We start from the raw sequence: 20,324 nt of genomic DNA, 5'->3' as shown, positions 1-20,324 counted from the left end.
TGTTTTAAAACACGTTAGCTGATTTATGGCAAAAGCTCAAAGCTATACAGAAAAACAGCAGCTTTGAGCTTTGGCTTTAGTTTGATTGCGATGCTTGATCTGGCCAAATTATTTGATAATGCGGGTCTTGTCGCCACTGTTTAAAATAGGTGTTAAACAGAGTTTCCCATTCACCAAATCCAATCTGGTATTTTTCTACTAGAGATAAATAGTTGTCTTTGTCATACGGCGACATTGGCATCAGATAGGTTTCGAATAAGTACTCATCATAACCAGGGCGCTGAGTGAGTAATCCGTTCATAATGACTTGGGTATTCCCCTCCGTTGCATGTTCAATATAGTGTTTGCACGAAGCAATGAAGTCATGTTTTTCACCTTGTTCAAACTTCAGGTTGTGCGCTTTGGCCAAGTCGTAAAACTGACTTACTGGCAGCGGGGTGTTGTTTGCTACATGAAACACCTTATTGCGCTTTTGCTTATCACCCATTCCTAGCACAATTGCGGCCGCGGCTTTATCAACCGGAATGATATCCAGCAAATACGGTACGTCAGTGGGCTGTATAGGGGTGCGCATCATCATTTTTAGAATACGGTGGAAAATATCATCAGTGTTACCAATCCCCGTTTGTGATGACCCCGAAATTTGAGCAAAGCGGTAAACTGTGTATGGGACGCCATGCTCTGAGGCTTGACGGATATTCTCTTCTTGCACCCACTTAGATTGACCGTAACCGCTACAGATAAGCTCAGCATCTTTAATGTTAATAAAGTCCTCTACTGGGTTGACAGAAAAGTGGGAGTTTTTTACCTGTGTGCTGGCAGTCGTACTCGACACAAAGTGGAGCATTTTAAGTGATAGCGTGGTTGCCATTTTTAACAGCTGATTGGTGCCTGCCACCGACTTTTTGAATGCAAAGTAAGGCTGAATATGATTGACATAAGACGCCGTGTGGACGATGTGCTGTACCTGAGAGCATAAAGTTTGCCAGTTTTTGTCAGACAACCCGAGTTGTGGTTTTTCCATGTCGCCGATCATAGGCACGATGCGCTTCATGTTCGGTGTAATCCGGTAGCTTTGGGCTGAGTGCACAATACGGTGCTTTACCTGTTCTAGGTTACTAGCACGCACGATACAGTAGATGGTGGCGTCCGTTTCATCCAGTAACTGCTGCAAAATATGACTACCTAAAAAACCCGTTGCGCCGGTAAGTAATACTGATTTAACCGCGCCGTCATAGGCCTTTTCTAATGAAGTAGTGTCGTCTATTGGGGTAAAGCCAGCATCCAAAATAAAGTCAGGTTTTTGCGGTTTTTCTTCACTTTCTTTGCCAGTACTCTCTGCGATATAGAGCTGTTCAATGTCATCGATGAATGCAGCGATGGTGTTCATGTTTTTAAACGCATCTGCTTGCAATTCGATGTTAAGGTTTTCTTTTAATTGCTGAAACGTTTTTAGCAAAGAAATGGAGTCAAACCCATAGTCGTACAGGTCGCAATCTAGGTCAAGCTCATCGGCAGAGACGCCAATCACGTTACTGACGATTTGGATCACAACAGCCCGTATGTCTGATGTTTTTACGACTTCAATTTGAGTTTCTGTTGTGTTTGTAGTCACCTGAGTAAACACCGCTTTTCGAGTCATTAAGCGGGCAGTGTTGTGATAAATTTTTTCTGGAACTGAGCTTAGCAAGGCGCCTATATTTGTCACTTCGGTGCTAAGTAAACTCTGCATCAACATGAAAGCGTCGGGCATGTTAATCAGTTGGTAGCCTTTTTTCTCGGCAAAACGATTTTCGATGCTTTTTACTGGATCATTTGAGTGCCAGTAGCCCCAATTAATGGCCAGCGTTTTACCTTGTCTTTGGCCTGTATTCACCAGTTGTTGACGGGCATGTGCAAAGGTATTTTGAAAACCATTGCCATATGAGTAAGACAAATGATTTAAGCTACCGAATACGGCCATAGATGAGAACATCACAAACATATCTAGTTTTGACTCGGCGAATGTTTTATCTAGGTTTATTGAACCTCGGACTTTCACCTGCATGGCTTGTTCAAAGTCGGCCCAGCAAGTTTCATCCTGTGAAAAAGCGGTGCCTAAGTGCATAACACCATTTAGCGAAATACCTTGTGCATCAATAAACTGCTTAACCGTCAAAAGGTCTGGCTCGCAAGAAACATCAGCGCTGAAGTAGTGTATTTGCCCTTGATTATGTGTTTTGAGTTGCTTTAACGCTTCTGCACACTCCTGTTCACTGCGCCTGCCGATTAGGATAAGTGTGGCATTAAACTCAGTTAATAACTGCTTGCTCAGTGCCATGCCAAGTTCTCCAAGTGCGCCTGCAATTAAATACACCCCATTTTGCTTGAAGCTGTGAGTGCTTAGCATTGGCGCGTTTGAAGGTATCGAAGCTTTGTTCAGCGCCAATGCAAATCGAGTTTGGTTTTGGTATTTCACTTGATTTGGCTGAGTGGTGTCGCCGCTTAAACTTGGACAAACGACCTCCTGCAGCAATTTATCAGCCCAATTATTATCCTCTACGGTAAATTCAACTAGGCTCCACACATGTGCTGGGCTGCGCATGGTGTAGCTTCTCAGTAGCGCGCTCATATCTTCACAGTGGGCATTTGCCAAACACTCAGGCAGTGCATAAAACAGCTGCATTGTGTGTTTATCAAGCTTTGAGATGGCTTGCATAAACTCATACAGGGGTTTTACCTGCGCTGTTTTTATATCAGTTGGTTCAGCGATAAAAAAGACTAAGTCCGGCAAGGTATCTTGGCTAAGTGTCAATGTGCTCAGTGCACCGTAGTTCACTGTTTTAACATCGAAATCAGCGAGCTTTTCTTGCAGTGGCGCAGCGCTTTGCTGGTCTTTTGCGACGATCAGCACATTTTTACCAGCGAGCAGTGGGGTTAACTGAGCGCGCCAATCTGATGGGCAGGCCAAAGGTGCAGGTTGCCATTGATTCTCAAGTAGTAGCCAAGGCGCAGAAGGCTTTTCAGTTGTTACGAACGGCGTTGTTGGCAGACTGATTTTTTGCACCGCTGCTTGATAAAGTACAGGCCAATTTATAGCGTGGCCTTGAAGCCAAAAGCGCAATAGCGCACTGGGGTTTTGCTTGAGGTTTATGGCATCCTTATCTTCAATAACTGGTACTTGTGCTGTTGGTACTTTTTTGATCTCCAGAGTGTCGTTTGCAAGTGTGTGCTCCAGCTTTTGTTTTAAAGACTCGATAGAGGACACAACCCAACCTGTGCGGTATTTATGAGCCGTTCTACCCACTTGTAGTGTGTATGCAAGTGACTCCAAAGACACATTGGAATGTCGATCTAGGTACGCATTAAGCGCCTCTGTCTTTGCTACTAGCGCAGGTTGACTGACCGCAGAAAGTACAATGGCTGTCTCATTAGGCGATGCGTTTGCATTGAGTGCAGGCTTAGCTGTGTACTCTTCAAGCACGATATGGGCGTTCACGCCACTTATGCCAAAAGAGCTCACACCGGCGCGGCGCGGTTGCTCACTTTGCCAGGGAGTGAGTGCTGTTTGCACTTTAAATGGCGAGTTATCGAGCCCCAAGTAGGGGTTCAATTCGTCCACATGCAATGACGGTACAAGGGTTTGGTGCTTCAGCTGCAGTAACACTTTAATTACCCCGGCAATGCCTGCGGCAATTTCAAGGTGGCCAATGTTACTTTTCACAGAACCGAGTGCACAGCCTTGCACACTGTTTGTTGTCGTACTCACTTTTTTATAAGCGGCTTTAAGTGCATCTAGCTCCACCGGATCACCAAGAGAGGTTCCCGTGCCATGACATTCAACGTAACTCAGCGTACCTGGGTCAATGCCTGCATCTTGCCAAGCTTTGTCTAACAAGCGTGTTTGCGCCTTTGCATTTGGTACTGTAAAGCCCTGAGACTTACCACCATGATTGATTGCGGAGCCTAAGATTGTCCCATATATATGATCTTTATCTTGCTCCGACTGCGTGAGTCTTTTAATGAAGATCATGCCAACACCTTCGCCACGAACAATCCCATCGGCATTTGCCGAAAAAGTACGGCAGCGGCCCGTTGGTGACAGCGCGCCAATGTCATGCATGGCAATTGATGCGCTTGGCGATTCGATGACATTCACCCCCCCAACAATTGCTTGGTCACACTCACCATTTTGAATTGCTTGCACAGCTTTGTGTATGGCAACTAAGGACGATGAGCAAGTTGTATCGACGCCTTCACTTGGACCGTGTAAGTCTAAGAAGTAACTCATCCGGTTTGGCGCATAAGCAGAGGAGGTGATTAACCCTTCATGGTATCCCGCCTGACAGCCAATGAATAACCCAGTATTGGTGCCCGCCAGTGATTTAGGGTCGTAACCTGCGTCTTCAATACACTGCCAAACATGGGACATCAATAAGCTTTCTTGCAGCTTAATACGCTCGCTCTCTGCGGGCGCTATATTGAAAAACAACGGGTCAAAACTTTGATTACGTTCAAGGCGACCAAGCCAGTTAATGTCAGTTGGTAGAGGTTGCTGTGAACGGGTATCACAATTGGTTTCTGACCAATCAAACTCGGTGACACAGTCCGTTTGATTGGCAAGGTTTTGCCAAAATTGTTCGATGTTGTCAGCTTGTGGGAATTGCGCGCTGATCCCAATGATCGCGACGGGATCTTCGCTTTCATCAGACTGGCAAGAGGCTTGTTCAAGTTTGAGCTGTGAGTTTTGGCAAGTGTTATTAACTAGCTTGTCACTGTGCTCATCTAATATATGCCCCAATATGCTGTTGAGTGTGGAGTGCATAAACAGCACGCTAGGTGACAGCTCCAGTTGGTACTTGGCGTTAACTTGATTGATAAAGGTGATAAAGGCTATGGAGTCTGCACCAAAGTCGCCAAGATCTGTGTCAGGGTCAAGCTCTTTGGTATTAACACCTAGAATGTTAGCTGCGAGCTCGGCAAGACCTGTTTTTAGCTCATCGGTTAGTGCATCAATACTGTCGAACTGACGGGTCTCTCGTGTGCTTTGCGTGTTGTCAGGTAGCGCATCATTTGCAAACTCAATTAATGTTTGTGGGTTTTTAAGCGCGTGATAAAACGCCTCAATGCCCATTTTTGTTGGCATAGGTGCGAAGCCAGTTTGGGCGAGTATATCTGCAAAATCAGGGTTGATCTTCATGCCACCATCTTGCCAATATGGCCAGTCGATACTGACGCTTAACCCTTGTCGTTCTCCACGTTTTTGTAGTGCGCTGCGATGATGCATGTAGCTGTCTAAAAAGGCATTGGCAGTGGCATAGTCTATTTGCGTGAGGGCTCCATTAACGCCACTCAGCCCGGCAAAGCAAACGAAAAAGTCCAATGCGAGCTCTTGGGTGGCTTCGTCCAACGCCACCACACCTTCCACTTTTGGGGCAAGCACTTGAGCAAAGCTTGCCCGGTCTTTTTTGTTTAACAGCGTGTCTTTAACAATGCCAGCAGCGTGGATGACGCCACTGAGCTTACCATGCTTGGCAAGGATATCGCGCACCATCAACAGTACGTTCATTTTGTGTGATACGTCCACACTGTGGTAATACAATTGGGTGTTAGCGGCTTTTAGTTGGGCTAACTGCTTTTGCACATCAGGGTGATTATCGGGTTTACGACCTGTGATAACGATGGTTTTATTAAAAGGCTGTGAACTGATTGCTTTGATAAAATGGCGACCAACTCCACCAAGCCCACCAGTTATAAGGTAAACGCCATCGGTTTTGAACGGCATCTGCGGTTCAGTAGGTACGATTGTTTGATACGTTAAAACTTCTCGTACACCTTGTGTGTAACGTACAAAGTTATCGTCAAAACCACTTTGCTCCGCGTAAAGTATCGCAGCAAGGTTGTTTTGAATTGCCGCATCATCTAGCACAACAAGCTGTGTTTTCAGCGTTTTGCATTCAAGGCTGGCGGTTTTTAAGAGTGCGTGGAAGCAAGTATATAAGTTGCTTAGCGTATCCCCAGAGCCAATGTCGGCAATGACTAATTGCAGTTTTATTTGCTGCTTAGTTGCTGCTTTTTCCTTAATCAGTTGAAGTAACTGAATGCCAAAGTCCGAGATTTTTTGCTCAATTGAAAAGTGCTCAGATTGTAACGAGTGTACTTGAGCATCAGGCAGCTCACTGACTTGCGCATGTGCTGGAAAGTCGCAAAAAACTAGGTGATGTTCTTCGTCGTGGCGTTGTGATACTTGTTCTTGATGAGCTATGGCTTTTTCAATCCAAACAGGGGTTTTAAGCGTAGTTTCACCTGTAGACTTTGTTGCGCCGTCTAAATTTGGTGCTCGCACAGTATTTTCATTACCAAGGGCAATCGTTTTTAATGCAAACGGGTAGGTGGGCAAGCTGAGTTTTTTAAGCTTAGCGCCTTGGTAGATGAAGTCCCAGTCAGCAAAGCCAGATGCCAACCAAGTGGCTAATATGCCCTGATAATCGCCTTGATTAATTGCTGAAGCCAAATTAAGTGGATGCGTTTGAACTGTGCCTGCAAGACTCGGTGTTGGTGCATTCAAATACTGGATGAGTTTTGTCTTTAGTTCATCCATTGAACCGACAACAAACCCTGTACGCACAGGCATAACTGTGCGGCCAGTTTGCAATGTGTAAGCCATTCTAACCAGTGCTTGTTGAGATAACTCATTTGTAGTTAGGTAATCGCGCAATTGGCTTACTTGCCTGGTCAAGACTTCTTCATTTTGTGCAGACAAAACAATGATGCAAGACTTGCTTTGTAACTGACTTTCAATTTCATGGTCGAACGATTCGCTCGCTTCTTCTAACACGGCATGGGCATTGGTACCACCAATGCCAAATGAGCTGACAGCCGCGCGCCTCGGTAGTAGTGGTGTATTCCAGTCTTTTGTACGGTCGACGATATAAAATGGTGAGCTGTTCATGTCGATGTGCGGATTAGCAGTGTTGTAATGCAACGAGGCGGGTATTTTTTTGTGATACAGCGCCAGCGAGGTTTTAATTAAACCAGTTAACCCAGCCAATGTGTCGGTATGGCCAAGGTTTGACTTGACGGCTCCTAGACCACAAAACTGCTTGTCACTACTGTGCTGCTGGTACACCTGCTGTAACGATGAAAACTCGATAGGGTCGCCAAGAGCAGTGCCAGTACCGTGAGCTTCAACATAACTGATTGATGCAGGTGACACCTTGGCAGCTTTTAGCGTTTGCTCGATAACCTGCATCTGGCCTTTGGTCCCAGGAGCGAAAAAGCCCGCTTTATCTTTGCCGTCATTATTGATTTTAATACCACGGATCAAGCTATAGATGTTGTCTGAATCGTTGATGGCATCATCGGCGCGTTTTAACACAATGACAGAGACGCCGCTGCCGCCAATCATGCCGTCGGCTTTTTCATCAAACACTTTACAGCGTGCATCAGCAGCAAAATTTAACCCTTTTTCGTACTCATATCCGGTATAACGCTGCGGATATAAGCAAGCTGCGCCAACAATTGCATAGTCAATTTCACCAGCCTTTAGCGCACTGCATGCCAGCGCGATGGCAGACATGGACGATGAGCAGTTGGAGTGCACAAACAAGCTGGGACCAGTAAAACCAAGGTGATACGAGATAGTAGTGGGGAGTGTCCCTGGTTGATTAATGGTTGAAGCCACATAGTCTTGTGCATTTAAAATAAACTGACCATCTTTAAACTTGTTTTGCAGAGCCAAGTCTGGGTTGTCAGCACCTGAAGATGAAACATAAACTCCGGTATTTGGCATAGTTTGAGCGCTGTAGCCTGCATCTTCTATTGCTTTCCATGCGTGCATTAACAGCTGGCGCTGTGAATAACTCATGGTTTTGGCATTCTTTTCAGAGATATTGAAAAACTCTGGATCAAACTGATCTTGGCCTTCTACCCATGAGTCTAGCCATGTGACGTCACCTTGCTCGGAAGACTCGCTAAGCCTTTTAAGTAGGTCTTGTTCGTTGACTAAATTTTGCCAAAAAGTGGCGTGATCAGGCGAGTCTGGATACTGACAAGACAGTCCTATCAATGCCACATCTTGATTCTGTGCGCTACTGGTAACCTCGTTGTTTCGTATGATTGCAGAGTTTGATGGGTTATCTGCCGATTGAGCTTGTGCAATAAAATCGGTCATAGCCTCTATGGTGCTGGACTGAAAAATCTGCGTCAGCGGAAATTCAACATTTAACTGTGATTTAAATTTTGCGGTCAGTACATTGGCCAGCAGCGAATCTCCCCCCGCTTCAAAAAATGGCACGTCAGAGGCGATATGACCGACCTCAAGTACTTGTTGCCAAATTTGCGTCACGGCTGATTTGAGCTCTGGCTGCGCCAAAGGCTTAGCAAACTGGGGCTGAGTTGCACTGATACTGGCGGCACTTTGTGTATTCAACAAGGCCGTCTTTGGTGCTTGATTAAAAGGCAGTTGTGTCAGTAGTGCTTGTTTATCAATTTTACCATTTGCAGTTAGTGGATAGTGAGGTACTAATACGAAATAAGCTGGCACCATGTATTCAGGTAGCTTGGTCAGTAAATCTGAGCGTATTTTTGCAGTAGATGGTGCATCTGGTGCAATGATATAGGCGACCAACACTTGACCAAGCTGCTTCTGTGCAGCAATGACGTACGCGTCTGTGATATAGCTAAGTGATTTGAGCGCGTATTGCACTTCGCCAAGCTCAATACGGTGACCGCGGATCTGGACTTGGTCGTCGGCTCTACCCATGTATTCAAACAGGCCTGATTCATTTAAACGAGCTAGATCTCCTGAGCGGTAAAGGCGTTTACCTGAACTATGTGTAATAAAACGCTCATCAGTTAGGGTGGTTTGATTGTGGTAACCTCGAGTCACGCCGCAGCCTGAGACAAAAATCTCTCCTATTTGCCCATGTTGGACTGAATTTAATTGCGAATCGAGTAGCAAAATATCGTAGCCGGGGAGTGGACGGCCGATGATGCTGCGTGCGTCTGTGTCATACACCATGTTGGCATCAATGGTGATTTCAGTCACGTGCACCGTAGTTTCGGTGATGCCGTACATGTTGACAAGCTCTGCCTGAGGTTGCGCGTGCTCAAACCAAGGTGTCAGTTTGTTTAAATCTAACGCTTCACCACCAAATATCACTTTGCGCAACATATTGTGTGGGCTTGCCAATAAGCCGTCCATCAAGGGGTAAAACGCCGATGGGGTTTGGTTCAAAATAGTCACTTGGTTATCTATGACAAATTTGGCAAAGCTCACCGATTCTTTGCGAGTAAGCTCATCGGGGATCAACAGCCTGCCACCGTGCAGTAGCGCGCCCCAAATTTCCCACACCGAAAAATCAAACGCATAAGAGTGGAATAAACACCAAGTGTCTTGCTCAGTAAAGCCAAATTTAGACTGAGAGTTATTGAACAAGCTGGATACGTTGTGATGCTCAACTAACACGCCTTTTGGCTTACCTGTGGAGCCCGATGTGTAAATAATATAGGCGAGGTTTGACGGCGAGGCTCTATTGATATTGGCAACTTGCTTATTTCCAGTCAGGGCCGTTTGTAAGTTGATCACCTGATTGTGCTGGTTGACCCCCGCGTCAGGCAGATCAGCGCCAAGGACCAAAATACTTGGTTTCGCGTCTTGTAAAATATGGTTAATGCGCGTCTTTGGTGAATTGGCATCGAGCGGCACATAGGCTGCACCTGATTTCAAAATACCGAGTATAGCGACAATAAGTTCAATCGATGGCTTTGCACACAGTGCAATCAGGTTTTCAACGCCATGTCTAAACTCCGGGTGGTTGAGTAGAGTGTGGGCGAACTGGTTTGCCTTATCATTGAGCTGACTGTAGCTGATAGACTGCATACCAAAACAGACGGCAGTGCGCTCAGGGTGCTGCATTGCTTGTGCTTCAAATAAATCTACCAGAGTTTTCTCAGAGGGGTGGTTTGCTGAGGTAGGTATTGATTTGAGCTTCGTAAATACAGGCAAGTTACTTAGTATCGGGTCGTTTGCAAATATCACATCATCAAGCAGTGTCAGATAGTCTTTGGCAAATGTATCGACTACATGATGAGGGTAAGCTGCTGCATCAAATTTAAATGCAATCTTAAAGGTGTTCGAAAGCGGCGTGACCTCAAGGCTTAAATCCAATTCAGGCTCTTGTAAACACTGGCTCCAAATGGCGTCAACCAGTGCTTGATTGGACTCAATCCAATCTGGTTTCAAGAAGTTATGATAAGCAAAGCCGATTTGGAAAATGGGGTGGCGATGCATAGTGCGTTCAGTGTCAGTCACACGAACAATTTCGGAGAATGGATAACTGCTGTGTTTAATTAGCTCACCTAACTGGCGCTGATTTTGAGCGGCAAGATGTGCAAATGACTGTGCCTTATCCAGCTTGGCCCTCAACGGTAATTGATTGACAAACAAACCTACAGCATTGGCCATTTCACTGGTTGGGCGGTGCAGTACTGGCACGCCTAGGGTGATATCTGTACGGCGTGTGTTGGCACTTAAAAGTGTTTGAAATACCGATAAGAAAAATGCGGCTGGGTTTATTTTATTGCTGCTGCAATAACGGTGAATCCGCTTTACGTGGTTGCTATTTACAGGCAGCTCAATACGTTGAGCTTGTTTTTGATTCTGAACTGGCAGCTTGCCAGCAAGCGTTAGCTCAGGCTCAACTCCTTGCAGGTGTGTTTGCCAGTAGTGCTTTAATGGCGCGCTTTGTTCGCTATTTAGGTGCTGCTTTTCCCATTCAAGGTAGGTGAAAAACCCATTGTTTTCAGACGGTTGCGCAATTGACTCATTGGCAACAAGGGCATGGTAAGCTCCCCATAACTGCTCAAGCAACAAGGTTGCAGAGACGCCGTCGATGATCAAGTGATGGAAAACTAGCACCACGACATTAAGTTCGTTATTCATTTGCCAGTATTTTGCACGCCATAACAGCTGGGCTTGCGCTGAATGTGTCTGCATCAAGGTAAATGGTTGCTTGATATCTGACTGGATCAAACTAACCAACGTTGACTTTGATGTGACATGAGTTTGGCTTTGCATCAATATAGGTGTTTGGCCTGTTACTTGCTGCTGTGGTAACCCCTCTACTTCAGAAAGTTGAACCGATAAAATCGGATGCTTTTGAGTAAGCCAATTGAGCGCTTCTTGCATGCAAGGCACATTCAAGTTATTCACTTCAAACACCATTGGTACGTGATAGTTGCTCAACAGAGGGTTTTGTTTGTGCAATAACCACAGACCTTGCTGGGCCTTGGATAGCGGCATTGGAGCAGTGAAGGAGTTTGGTGCTGACGACGGAGCATTTTGAGCTGCGTGCTCATCTAACTCACTTGGTGATTGATGTGCTTCTAAATAATCACACAGTGCTTCAATGGTGCTAATTTCAAACATCAGTGTTGGCGGCAATGTGTCTATTGCCAAAAAGTCATCTGTCTCTAACTTGTGTACCACAGACATCAACATGATGGAGTCAAAACCCATGTCTTTAAAATCGGCCTCATCATCTAAGTCGTGACTGTTTATTTTGGTAATGTCGGTGATAACGGACTTAACGTAGTCGCGGATCTGAGCGCGACTTTTTCCACAACCCCGTGGCATTGTATAACTATGTTTTGGCGTTGCATTGAATTGCTGCCAAAGGCCAGTCAATTTCTTTGTATCACCATATAAAAAACAGTGTTGGGTGGGAATATGTGGCAATGTAAAGATGCGATAAAAGGCATCAACTCCCACTTCATTAGGCATCACTTCTATGCCTTGAGATTGCAAAATAGAGGTGGTTAATGAGTCAACCAGCATGCCGCCTTCTGACCACAGCGGCCAGTTGATGGATAGGCTTAAGCCACTGCGTGTGCCTTGTTCTACCTGCGTTTGGCGATTTGCTATAAAGCGGTCCATAAAGGCGTTGGCACAGGCATAATCTGCCTGTCCCATATTGCCAAAAACGCCTGCAATGGAAGAGAAACAGGCAAAAAAGTCTAGGTCACATGTCTTACTCGCTTCATCTAGGGCAATCACGCCAGCCACTTTTGGTGCAAAGACGTCGGCAACTTGTTGCGGTGTTTTATTGCTGATGAGTTGGTCTTTAACTATGCCTGCACTGTGTATGACCCCAGTAATGGTGCCGTGTTTGGCTTTGAGGCTATCAAATAGCGCAGTGACTTCATTGCGGTTTGAGATATCCAATGATACATAACTCAGCCTATTTTGCTCGGCGCTGAGGGTATCGAGCTGAGATTGAATAGCTGCACTGTGAGCGCGGCGACCAATTAATACCAACTGTGCACTTGCTGTATGTTGAATGATTTGTTTAGCAAAGGTTTGGCCGAGCTCACCGAGACCACCAGTGATCACATAGACGCCATCCTCTTTCCAAGGCAATGTCGTGGTGTCGACTTGCTGAAAAGCTTGTAAATCAAAGTTTAATACCTGCCTTTGACCTTGTTTGTATCGTATACAGGTATCCTGCTTTTTCGCTTCATCCTCAACAAGGTGTTCAAGGTTGTGGGCTTCATCTACAGCGATAATCTGGGTTTCGATGCTGGTATATTCGATGGCTGCGGTTTTAAGTACGCCGTTTAGTGCTGACAGTAAATGTGTTTGATCTTTGAGTACCACTTGTACCAGCAGCTTATTGGCTGTTTTTTGAGTCGTGGCGCCTTGCTGTACTTCAAGTTGCTTAAAATAGTTAATTAAATCATTGGTGTATGCTTCAAGTTGATCTTGAACTTGGTTTTCAGAGCTGTTTAACCGAGTACTAGATACCGAGTAGATCTCAGGTAAGTCACTGCCCAGTAAGACAACTTTGCGATGATAAGTGGCAGGCTCTTGAGACGTTAACGCTTTATCAGCCCAATTGGCTGTGTAGTGCAGCAGCTCAGCAGGTGTACGGGATACATTTTGGGCTTGCTCTTGTGGCTCGAAAGCGTGCGTACTTTGCACCTTAAAATCTAGCGCAACGTTTGCAGCTGTTTCTGCTTTGCTAGGTCCTTGTTTTGGCTTTGCTGAGCTTGCGCCTTGTTTTGGTAGCCAAAAGGATGTTTTGGCAAACGGATATGTTGGCATGCGTAAAAGCGCAGGTGTTTTGTTTACATACAATAACGGCCAGTCAATGTCAGCGCCAACCACCCAAAGTGCAAGTAACTTGGTTAAGTCACCTTGCTCTATCCAACGGGCAAAGTCGCTGCTATCTAAGGCACTTAAGATCTCTTTACCTTGTTTGACTTCTCCCTGTTTATATTGACCGCGCGCTTTGTCTAAAAAGCGCGACAATACTGTACTTACATCTGAAAGCGAGCTTGCTGTAAACGCCACTCGGTGGTCCATTTCTTCACGGGCACATTGCAGCGTGAAGGCTAAACTTTCCAGTGCGCTATCTTGTACATTTTTATCTACTATCCATGACTGCAATGCGAGTGCTTTGTCTTTAAGTGCGTCGGTGCTTTTGGCACTGAGCGCAATGATCACAGGACGCATAGATACACTTTGCTGCTGAGCGGGCTGAGGTAGATATTCTTCCAATACAACATGGGCATTGGTACCACTAAAGCCAAATGAGCTAACTGCTGCGCGACGTTTTTGCTGATTGTCGGTCTGCCATGCAATGGCCTCTTGATTGACAAAAAACGGCGTGCCTTGCCAGTTAATATGGCTATTACCTTGTTCAAAGTGCAGTGAGGCAGGGATTGTACGGTGTTTCATAGCAAGTAGCGCTTTGATCACGCCAGCAACACCAGCAGCGGTAAGGCAGTGGCCGATGTTGGTTTTGACTGAGCCCAACGCACAAAACTCGGTGTTGTTGGTATGCGCTCTAAATGCGCGAGTCAGTGCTTGAAACTCAATGGGGTCGCCAAGCTTAGTGCCTGTGCCATGAGCTTCGATCATTTGAATTGAATCGGGTGCAATATCAAAGCGGGTATAAATATCGCGGTGTAGTTGCTCTTGTGACAATGAGCTTGGCGCTGTGATCCCACTGGTGGTGCCATCTTGATTGGTGGCAGAGCCCAAAATTACGCCGTAAATGTGGTCGCCATCACGCTCAGCGTCTTCCAGTTTTTTCAGTACTAATACGCCTGCGCCTTCCCCAGGCACAAAGCCATTGGCGCGATCGTCAAAGGTGTAGCAAGTGCCATCCGGGCTAAGCATGCCTGCTTTACCTGCATGAAGCGAGAACTTGGGGGTGCATAAGGTCGCAACTCCGCCAACGAGCGCACTGCTGATCTCATTGTTGTTCAATGCCTGACACGCACTGTGAATGGCAACCAGAGACGATGAACACGCAGTGTCTATGGCAAGGGCAGGGCCTTTTAAATTCAAGAAGTAAGAAACACGTGCGGGGATCACAGAACCTGCATTACCCCAAAAAATTTGCGCCGGCGCATCGTCTTCAGCCAAACCTGCATAATCGCTTTGCGCGCACCCCAAATATACGCCAACATTTTGCCCGGCAACCTGAGTGACCATATTGGCGTCTTCTAATGCCTTGTAGGCCTCTTGCAAAAATAGTCTTTGCTGCGGGTCCATGTACATGGCTTCTTGTGGCGTGATGGAGAAAAACGGCGCATCAAAGGTGCTGATGTCATTGAGTAAACTGGCGTATTTGCTCCAGTTTTGCTGATTGTCATTGAGCGCAGTCAGATCCCAGCGTGTTTGTGCTTTGACTGAGGTTCTTTTTTCAGCCAGCATTGCCCAAAATTCATCGAGGTTATCTGCATCGCCGAATTGGCCGCTCATACCAATAATGGCAATTTTACCGCCATTGGTTGTGGTCTCTAAAGATTTGTCCTCATCAGTCGCAGGTTGCGAGACTTTAGTGTGAGCTTGATGCTTACGTAAACTTTGAACGCTGTTAGTATTTGTCGGTTGTTCAACCGCTTGGCTTGATACATTTGATTCAGTGGGGCTTTTAGCTGGGAGCGATGCTATGGCTTTATCTTTGTGTTCGGCGAGGATATAGGCGCTGAGAGTCTCAATTGATGGGTAGTCAAATAGCAAAGTAGCAGGCAAGTTTAGGTCAAACTTTGCATTTATTTCATCAAGCATTTGAATAGCTAAAATAGAATCTACACCGTAGTCGGCGAACGACTCCTCTGCATCTAATTCACTTGGCGCCATATCTAATGCGTTGCTGGCAATGTCAAAGAGCGCATTTTGAACAAACTCAGAAAGTTCGGATAGATCTGCGTTGGAATTTGTCACCTGTTGCTGATTTTGCGTTGTTGTCATGCTGGTCATATTGTGCAGTTTTGTTGTTTTGTCACTGTCTTTGTTCTGTGTATTTCCCCCACGCTTTGGCATGCTTTTTTGCAAAATAAAACCGTTGCTTTGAGCGCAAAATACTTGCTGTTGGCTTGTGGAGTCTGCCGCAGCAAACACATTATTGAACCCTGATTCGTTTAGCGCTTGTTGCCAGCTCTCAATTGATAACATAGGCGAGCCAGATAAACGCATGTGCGAATCTTGGCTTAGCCACCATCCTTCCAATAAGCCGAATGTGAGGTGGGTAAATAAGGATTTTTGTACCACTTCGTTAATGAGCAAAATGCCGCCCTGCTTCAAACTGGCTTTGGCATTTTGCAGGGTGTTTTTTATATCCGCAGTGGCATGTAACACATTGGTGGCAATCACTACATCATAGCTGCCTATCTCAATATTTTGAGCTGCAAGTGGTTTACTGATGTCGAGGTATTTGGTGTCAACAAACGGGTAATCAGTTTGGTACTGAGCTTTGGCATGATTAAAGAACGCTTTTGATAAATCGGTATAGGCGTACTCTGCAATTTGCCATTTCGCAATAGCAGGTAATACAGAGCGAGTCGTACCGCCAGTACCCGCGCCAATCTCTAACAAACGCACTGACTTTGCATTGCTCAGTGTAAGGTATGCTTGAAGCTGCTCAATAAGTACTGCGTTTGCATAGTCAGCAACAGGGTTGTTTTGATAAACCGCTTCGACTAAGGCCATGGAAGCATTGGGGAAAACTGCATCTGTGGCTTTAATATCACCATTTAAAATGGCGGGTAAACTGGCTAAGCAGCTGTCTAGCAAGTTTGTAGAGGGACCTGATATTGGCTCAACTTCAACATCTTGGATAAAACCGTTTTGTAGCAGTTGCTCAGCTTCTAAATAACGCGCAGTTTCGCTCCACCATTTACTGAAATAATCAGGTAGTGCTGCGAGTGCTTTTTCACGCTTTTCGGGGGGCTGCCAACCGGCTTTGTTGAGTGCGCTGCAAAGCTGCTTTAAATCGACATCGGCTTTATTGTCTTGCGTTGGCAGTTTATGCTGAGAATCTTGTTGGTCGAGCGAATAAGACATGCCTTGTGAGCTAAAACTTTGTAACTTAAAGACGTCTGTGGATGCGGCTTGTGTCATTTTCAACACGCCTGCTTGCACTAGGTTTGAGTCCATAAATGTTGCAAGTGCTTGCATGCCTTGCTTTGCTTCTATTGAGCCAATGCCAATGGCGCGCATTTTCTTTTGGTAATATTCATCTTGGACCACGCCTACAGAGCCCCAATAGCCCCAGTTGATGATTTTAACCGGGCATTTTTGTTGGTAAGTGCGTGCTAAAGCATCCAAATAGGCACACCCAGCGGCATAATTACTTTGCCCTGCAGCAGGAGAAAACGATTGCATCGAAGAAAAGAACAAGAAAAAATCTAAATCCGCTTGGCTAAATACTTCAAGGGCCACTTCACCAGTTTGTTGTTTGGCGTGATAGCTGCGGTGCAGCTGCGCTTCATCCATGTTTGCCAGCGCTTGATCTTCCAGATGTAAAATAGAATGCACTACACCATTTAAGTTGCCGTACTGGCGGGTGATGTCTGCAAATGCATTTTCCATCGCCGTTTTATCACCGGCATCACACTGTATGTAAACAGGGGCTTTTCCAAGTTTTGCTAGGCGGTCGATATCGCTTTGAATGTCTGTGTTTATTTCTCGGCGGCCAAGCCAAATAATCTGCGCATCGTGGTGTTTTATCATCCACTCACTCCACACTTGACCAAGACCGCCTGCGCCGCCAAGGACTAGATAAGTGCCTTGGTAGGTCATGCTGGTATTTGGCGCATGGTCTAGATATGTATGCTCGGCGAGTTCAAACGCAAAGTACTGAGCGCCGCGATGCGCGTACAAGCCAGCAGGTAGCGCTGTGAATGCACTAGGAATAGCGGCTAACTGCTCTGCATCTATGATACGCACAGTCCAGTTTTGGTTTTCTTGCGAGACACTTTGCAATAGGCCTATCAGGCCAGCTCCTTCGCAGGTACTTGGTTCATTTTGGTCAAAAACTGCTTGAGTATTTTCTGTCACCAAGGTGATTGATAACGGCTTGTTGGCAAACCCTTGTGCAAGTAGTTGCTTCAACTGCCTAAACAGGTTCCGCGGTTGGGCGTATTCCTCTTTTGCAATCCAAAGTAGCTGGTCAACAGAGGCGTCAGTGCACGCTTCTAGCCAGTCTGGTTTTAATGCTTGTGGACCAAAGTAGAGCGAGCGCGTACCAATTGACTGCGCAAGATCAGGCGTTATGGCTTGCCAGCATGGCGTTAACGTTAGTAGTTTTTGTGCGTTTTGTTGGCTCGGTTTTAAAGCACTCATTGGCACATCTCGGGTAGAAAAGCCTTTAATGCGAACTAATAAACTGCCATCTGGAGCGAAAATATCTAGGTCACACTTTTGTGTGCTGTCAGTGTTTGTGCTTAATTGCGTGGCCTTTACCCATATCTCATTGTGTTGGACTTGGCTTAATGGGTTGGCGTTGTAATAACTGACTTGTTCTGTGGCAAACGGCAGAGCCGCGTTTTGCTGCTCAGAGAATAAGAGTAGCGACTGCAACGCAGCATCCATTAAAGCGGGAGTCAGGCTAAAACCTTGACAACAAGATTCCGGTACCCTGACTTTGGCCGTTACTGTCGTGCCTTGCTTGCTTAATTGCTGAAGTCCCTGAAAGCTTGAACCATATTCTACCCCCATGTTTTTAAACGTTGTGTAGATATCTGAAGGGGTAAACTCAGTATCAAATTCGGTGGTCTGTTCAAACTGGGCATTAGGTAAAGCTTGCTGCGAGATGCAAACCTCTCCAGACGCACACACTAGCTGTGTGCCATCGTGTTTTTGCCACACTTCAAACTGAATTATATTGTTAGCTTCCCAAAGTGATAGATAAACGGTTCTTTGTTCTTTTGTTGCTAAGGTGAAGTTGATCGGCCGCAGCCATTTGACGTTTTCTATTTGAATGCTGTGCGACTCATCTAAATCATGAGACAGCGAGATTGCGGCATGGACCATTTCTAAGGTGCAGACCCCGGGTAATATTCGCTCACCGTTTATTTGGTGGTCAGCCAAAAAGAACTCGTCACCACTAAGAGTTGAACTAAAGAGTAGCTCATCAAAAGCTGGCAGTGCTTTATGCACAAGCGGGTGCAACAGCGTTGCTTTTGTCTCTTCTTTTTTTGATTCAATCCAGTACGGCTTTGGGTTAAATGGGTAGCCGGGTAGGGCAAGCCTATTTGGCAAAGCGTTTTGGTAAAGCGTTGTCCAATTGACATCGACACCAGTGAGCCATTGACTTAGCACGTCAACGAGGTTTTTATTGTTTGCTTCAATACAGGTGTTGGCTTTGTCCTTATCTGCTTTACCTTGTTGCCAATTTGCCTCGTTACCTGCGACAAATAAGTTGAGTTGTTTAGTTATTTCAGCGATGGAATTAGCTGTAAAGGCAAGGCGATGAGTCATGTTCTCACGGCCGACCTGTAAGGTATATGCCAAGTCGGCCAGCACATTGTTTTGTAAGTTTTGTGCGGTAATAAAAGTACTTAGCTGTTTGGCGCGCTCAAGCAAATCTTGTGACTTTTTAGCCGACAACACAATGGCAACAGGGGCATTGAGCTTGATTGAATGAGTCACTCTTTTAGGTGGTGATTGTAAAATGACATGGGCATTGACCCCAGCAAAGCCAAATGACGAGATACCAACAAGCGGGGTATCTTGGTTAAGAGGCACACAGTCAGTGGCCAATTGAAATGGCGACTTATCGAGGGAGATCTTCGGGTTTAAGGTCGCAAAGTTTTGCAGCGGTGGCACTTGCTGATGTTTAAGGCTCAACAATACCTTGATGATGCCTGCTATTCCCGCTGCTGATTCCAAATGACCGATATTGGTTTTTACTGTGCTGAGGTAGCAGGTGTTGTCACTGGCGGCATTTTTAGATTTGGTTGCACGAAAAGCGCGTTTTAATCCTTGAATCTCGATTGGATCGCCGAGTCGAGTGCCAGTGCCATGCAGTTCGATGTATGATAAATCATCACTATGAATTCCAGCATTGTCTATGGCTTCTTGGATCACTCTAGATTGAGAAAATGGACTTGGTGAGGTGAGGGTATTGGTGTGGCCGGAATGACCAACGCTACTGCCCTTAACTACGCCATAAACAGTGAGGTTTTCTTTTAAAGCGCGCTCTAATGGCATTAGAAGTACCATACCTACGCCTTCTCCACGCACATAACCATCGGCGTCGGCATCAAGGGTTTTACAGCGTCCGTTTGGCGATAAAACACCAAGCTTACTGAATGACACATAGCGACTTTTAGTGATAAGCAAGTTGACGCCACCGACCAGAGCTGCGTTGATTTCACCCGCATTGAAGTCGTTCATGGCTTTATGTAGTGCAACTAATGACGATGAACAGGCAGTATCTACGGTCTCGCTAGGCCCTTGGAAATTAAAATAGTGGGAGATGCGATTGGCAAATACCCCAGTAGACATGCCCGTTAAAAAATGTGGGTCAATATTGCCTGTGGCAAGCTCTTGATAATCTGTATTACTGCAGCCTAAGTACACACCCGTTTTAGTGTTTTTGAAGGTGCTTGGAGACAAACCTGCATCTTCAAAACATTGCCACGCCAGTTCCATGCTCAGGCGTTGTTGTGGATCCATACTTTGCGCTTCTTTAGGCGAAATGGCAAAAAATCCGGCATCAAAACCGTCAATATCATCAATGAATCCACCCCATTTACTGACAATTTTTTGTTCATCTTTTTTCGGGGTTGGATCAAAGTCATCTTGCCATCGCCAGCGCGCAGCTGGGATCTCTGTGATACTACTTACTTTATTTGTTAAGTTGTGCCAAAACTGCTCTTTGCTGCTTGCGCCGGGAAAGCGCAGCGATATTCCGACAATAGCAATATCTTGTTGAGCGTTTAATTGCGTTTTGGCCATAGTATCTTGTTTGTTTTTCATGGTTTGTCTCAGTAAAACGGATGTATAACTTATAAAGTGACCGCCCACCTTGGCGGTCGCCCCAAAT

1 protein-coding gene is annotated in these 20,324 nt (G+C 45.8%); it reads right to left on the bottom strand.

What is annotated here, in order from left to right; translation table 11 throughout:
* Positions 1-76 precede the first annotated feature (76 nt).
* Positions 77-20,257: a non-ribosomal peptide synthetase gene (locus tag N483_RS26945; protein WP_023401146.1), complete on the bottom strand. Its 20,181-nt coding sequence runs from the start codon at positions 20,255-20,257 to the stop codon at positions 77-79.
* Positions 20,258-20,324 lie beyond the last annotated feature (67 nt).

The organism is Pseudoalteromonas luteoviolacea NCIMB 1944, from assembly GCF_001625565.1.
In the GTDB taxonomy this organism is placed as follows: domain Bacteria; phylum Pseudomonadota; class Gammaproteobacteria; order Enterobacterales; family Alteromonadaceae; genus Pseudoalteromonas; species Pseudoalteromonas luteoviolacea_F.
Note: the sequence above shows the minus strand (reverse complement) of the source record. Positions and strands in the feature narration are given on the sequence as shown.

What these genes read in the sequence shown, in the direction of transcription:
- N483_RS26945 (WP_023401146.1), bottom strand. Translation starts at nt 20,257, where the DNA reads ATGAAAAACAAACAAGATACTATGGCCAAAACGCAATTAAACGCTCAA.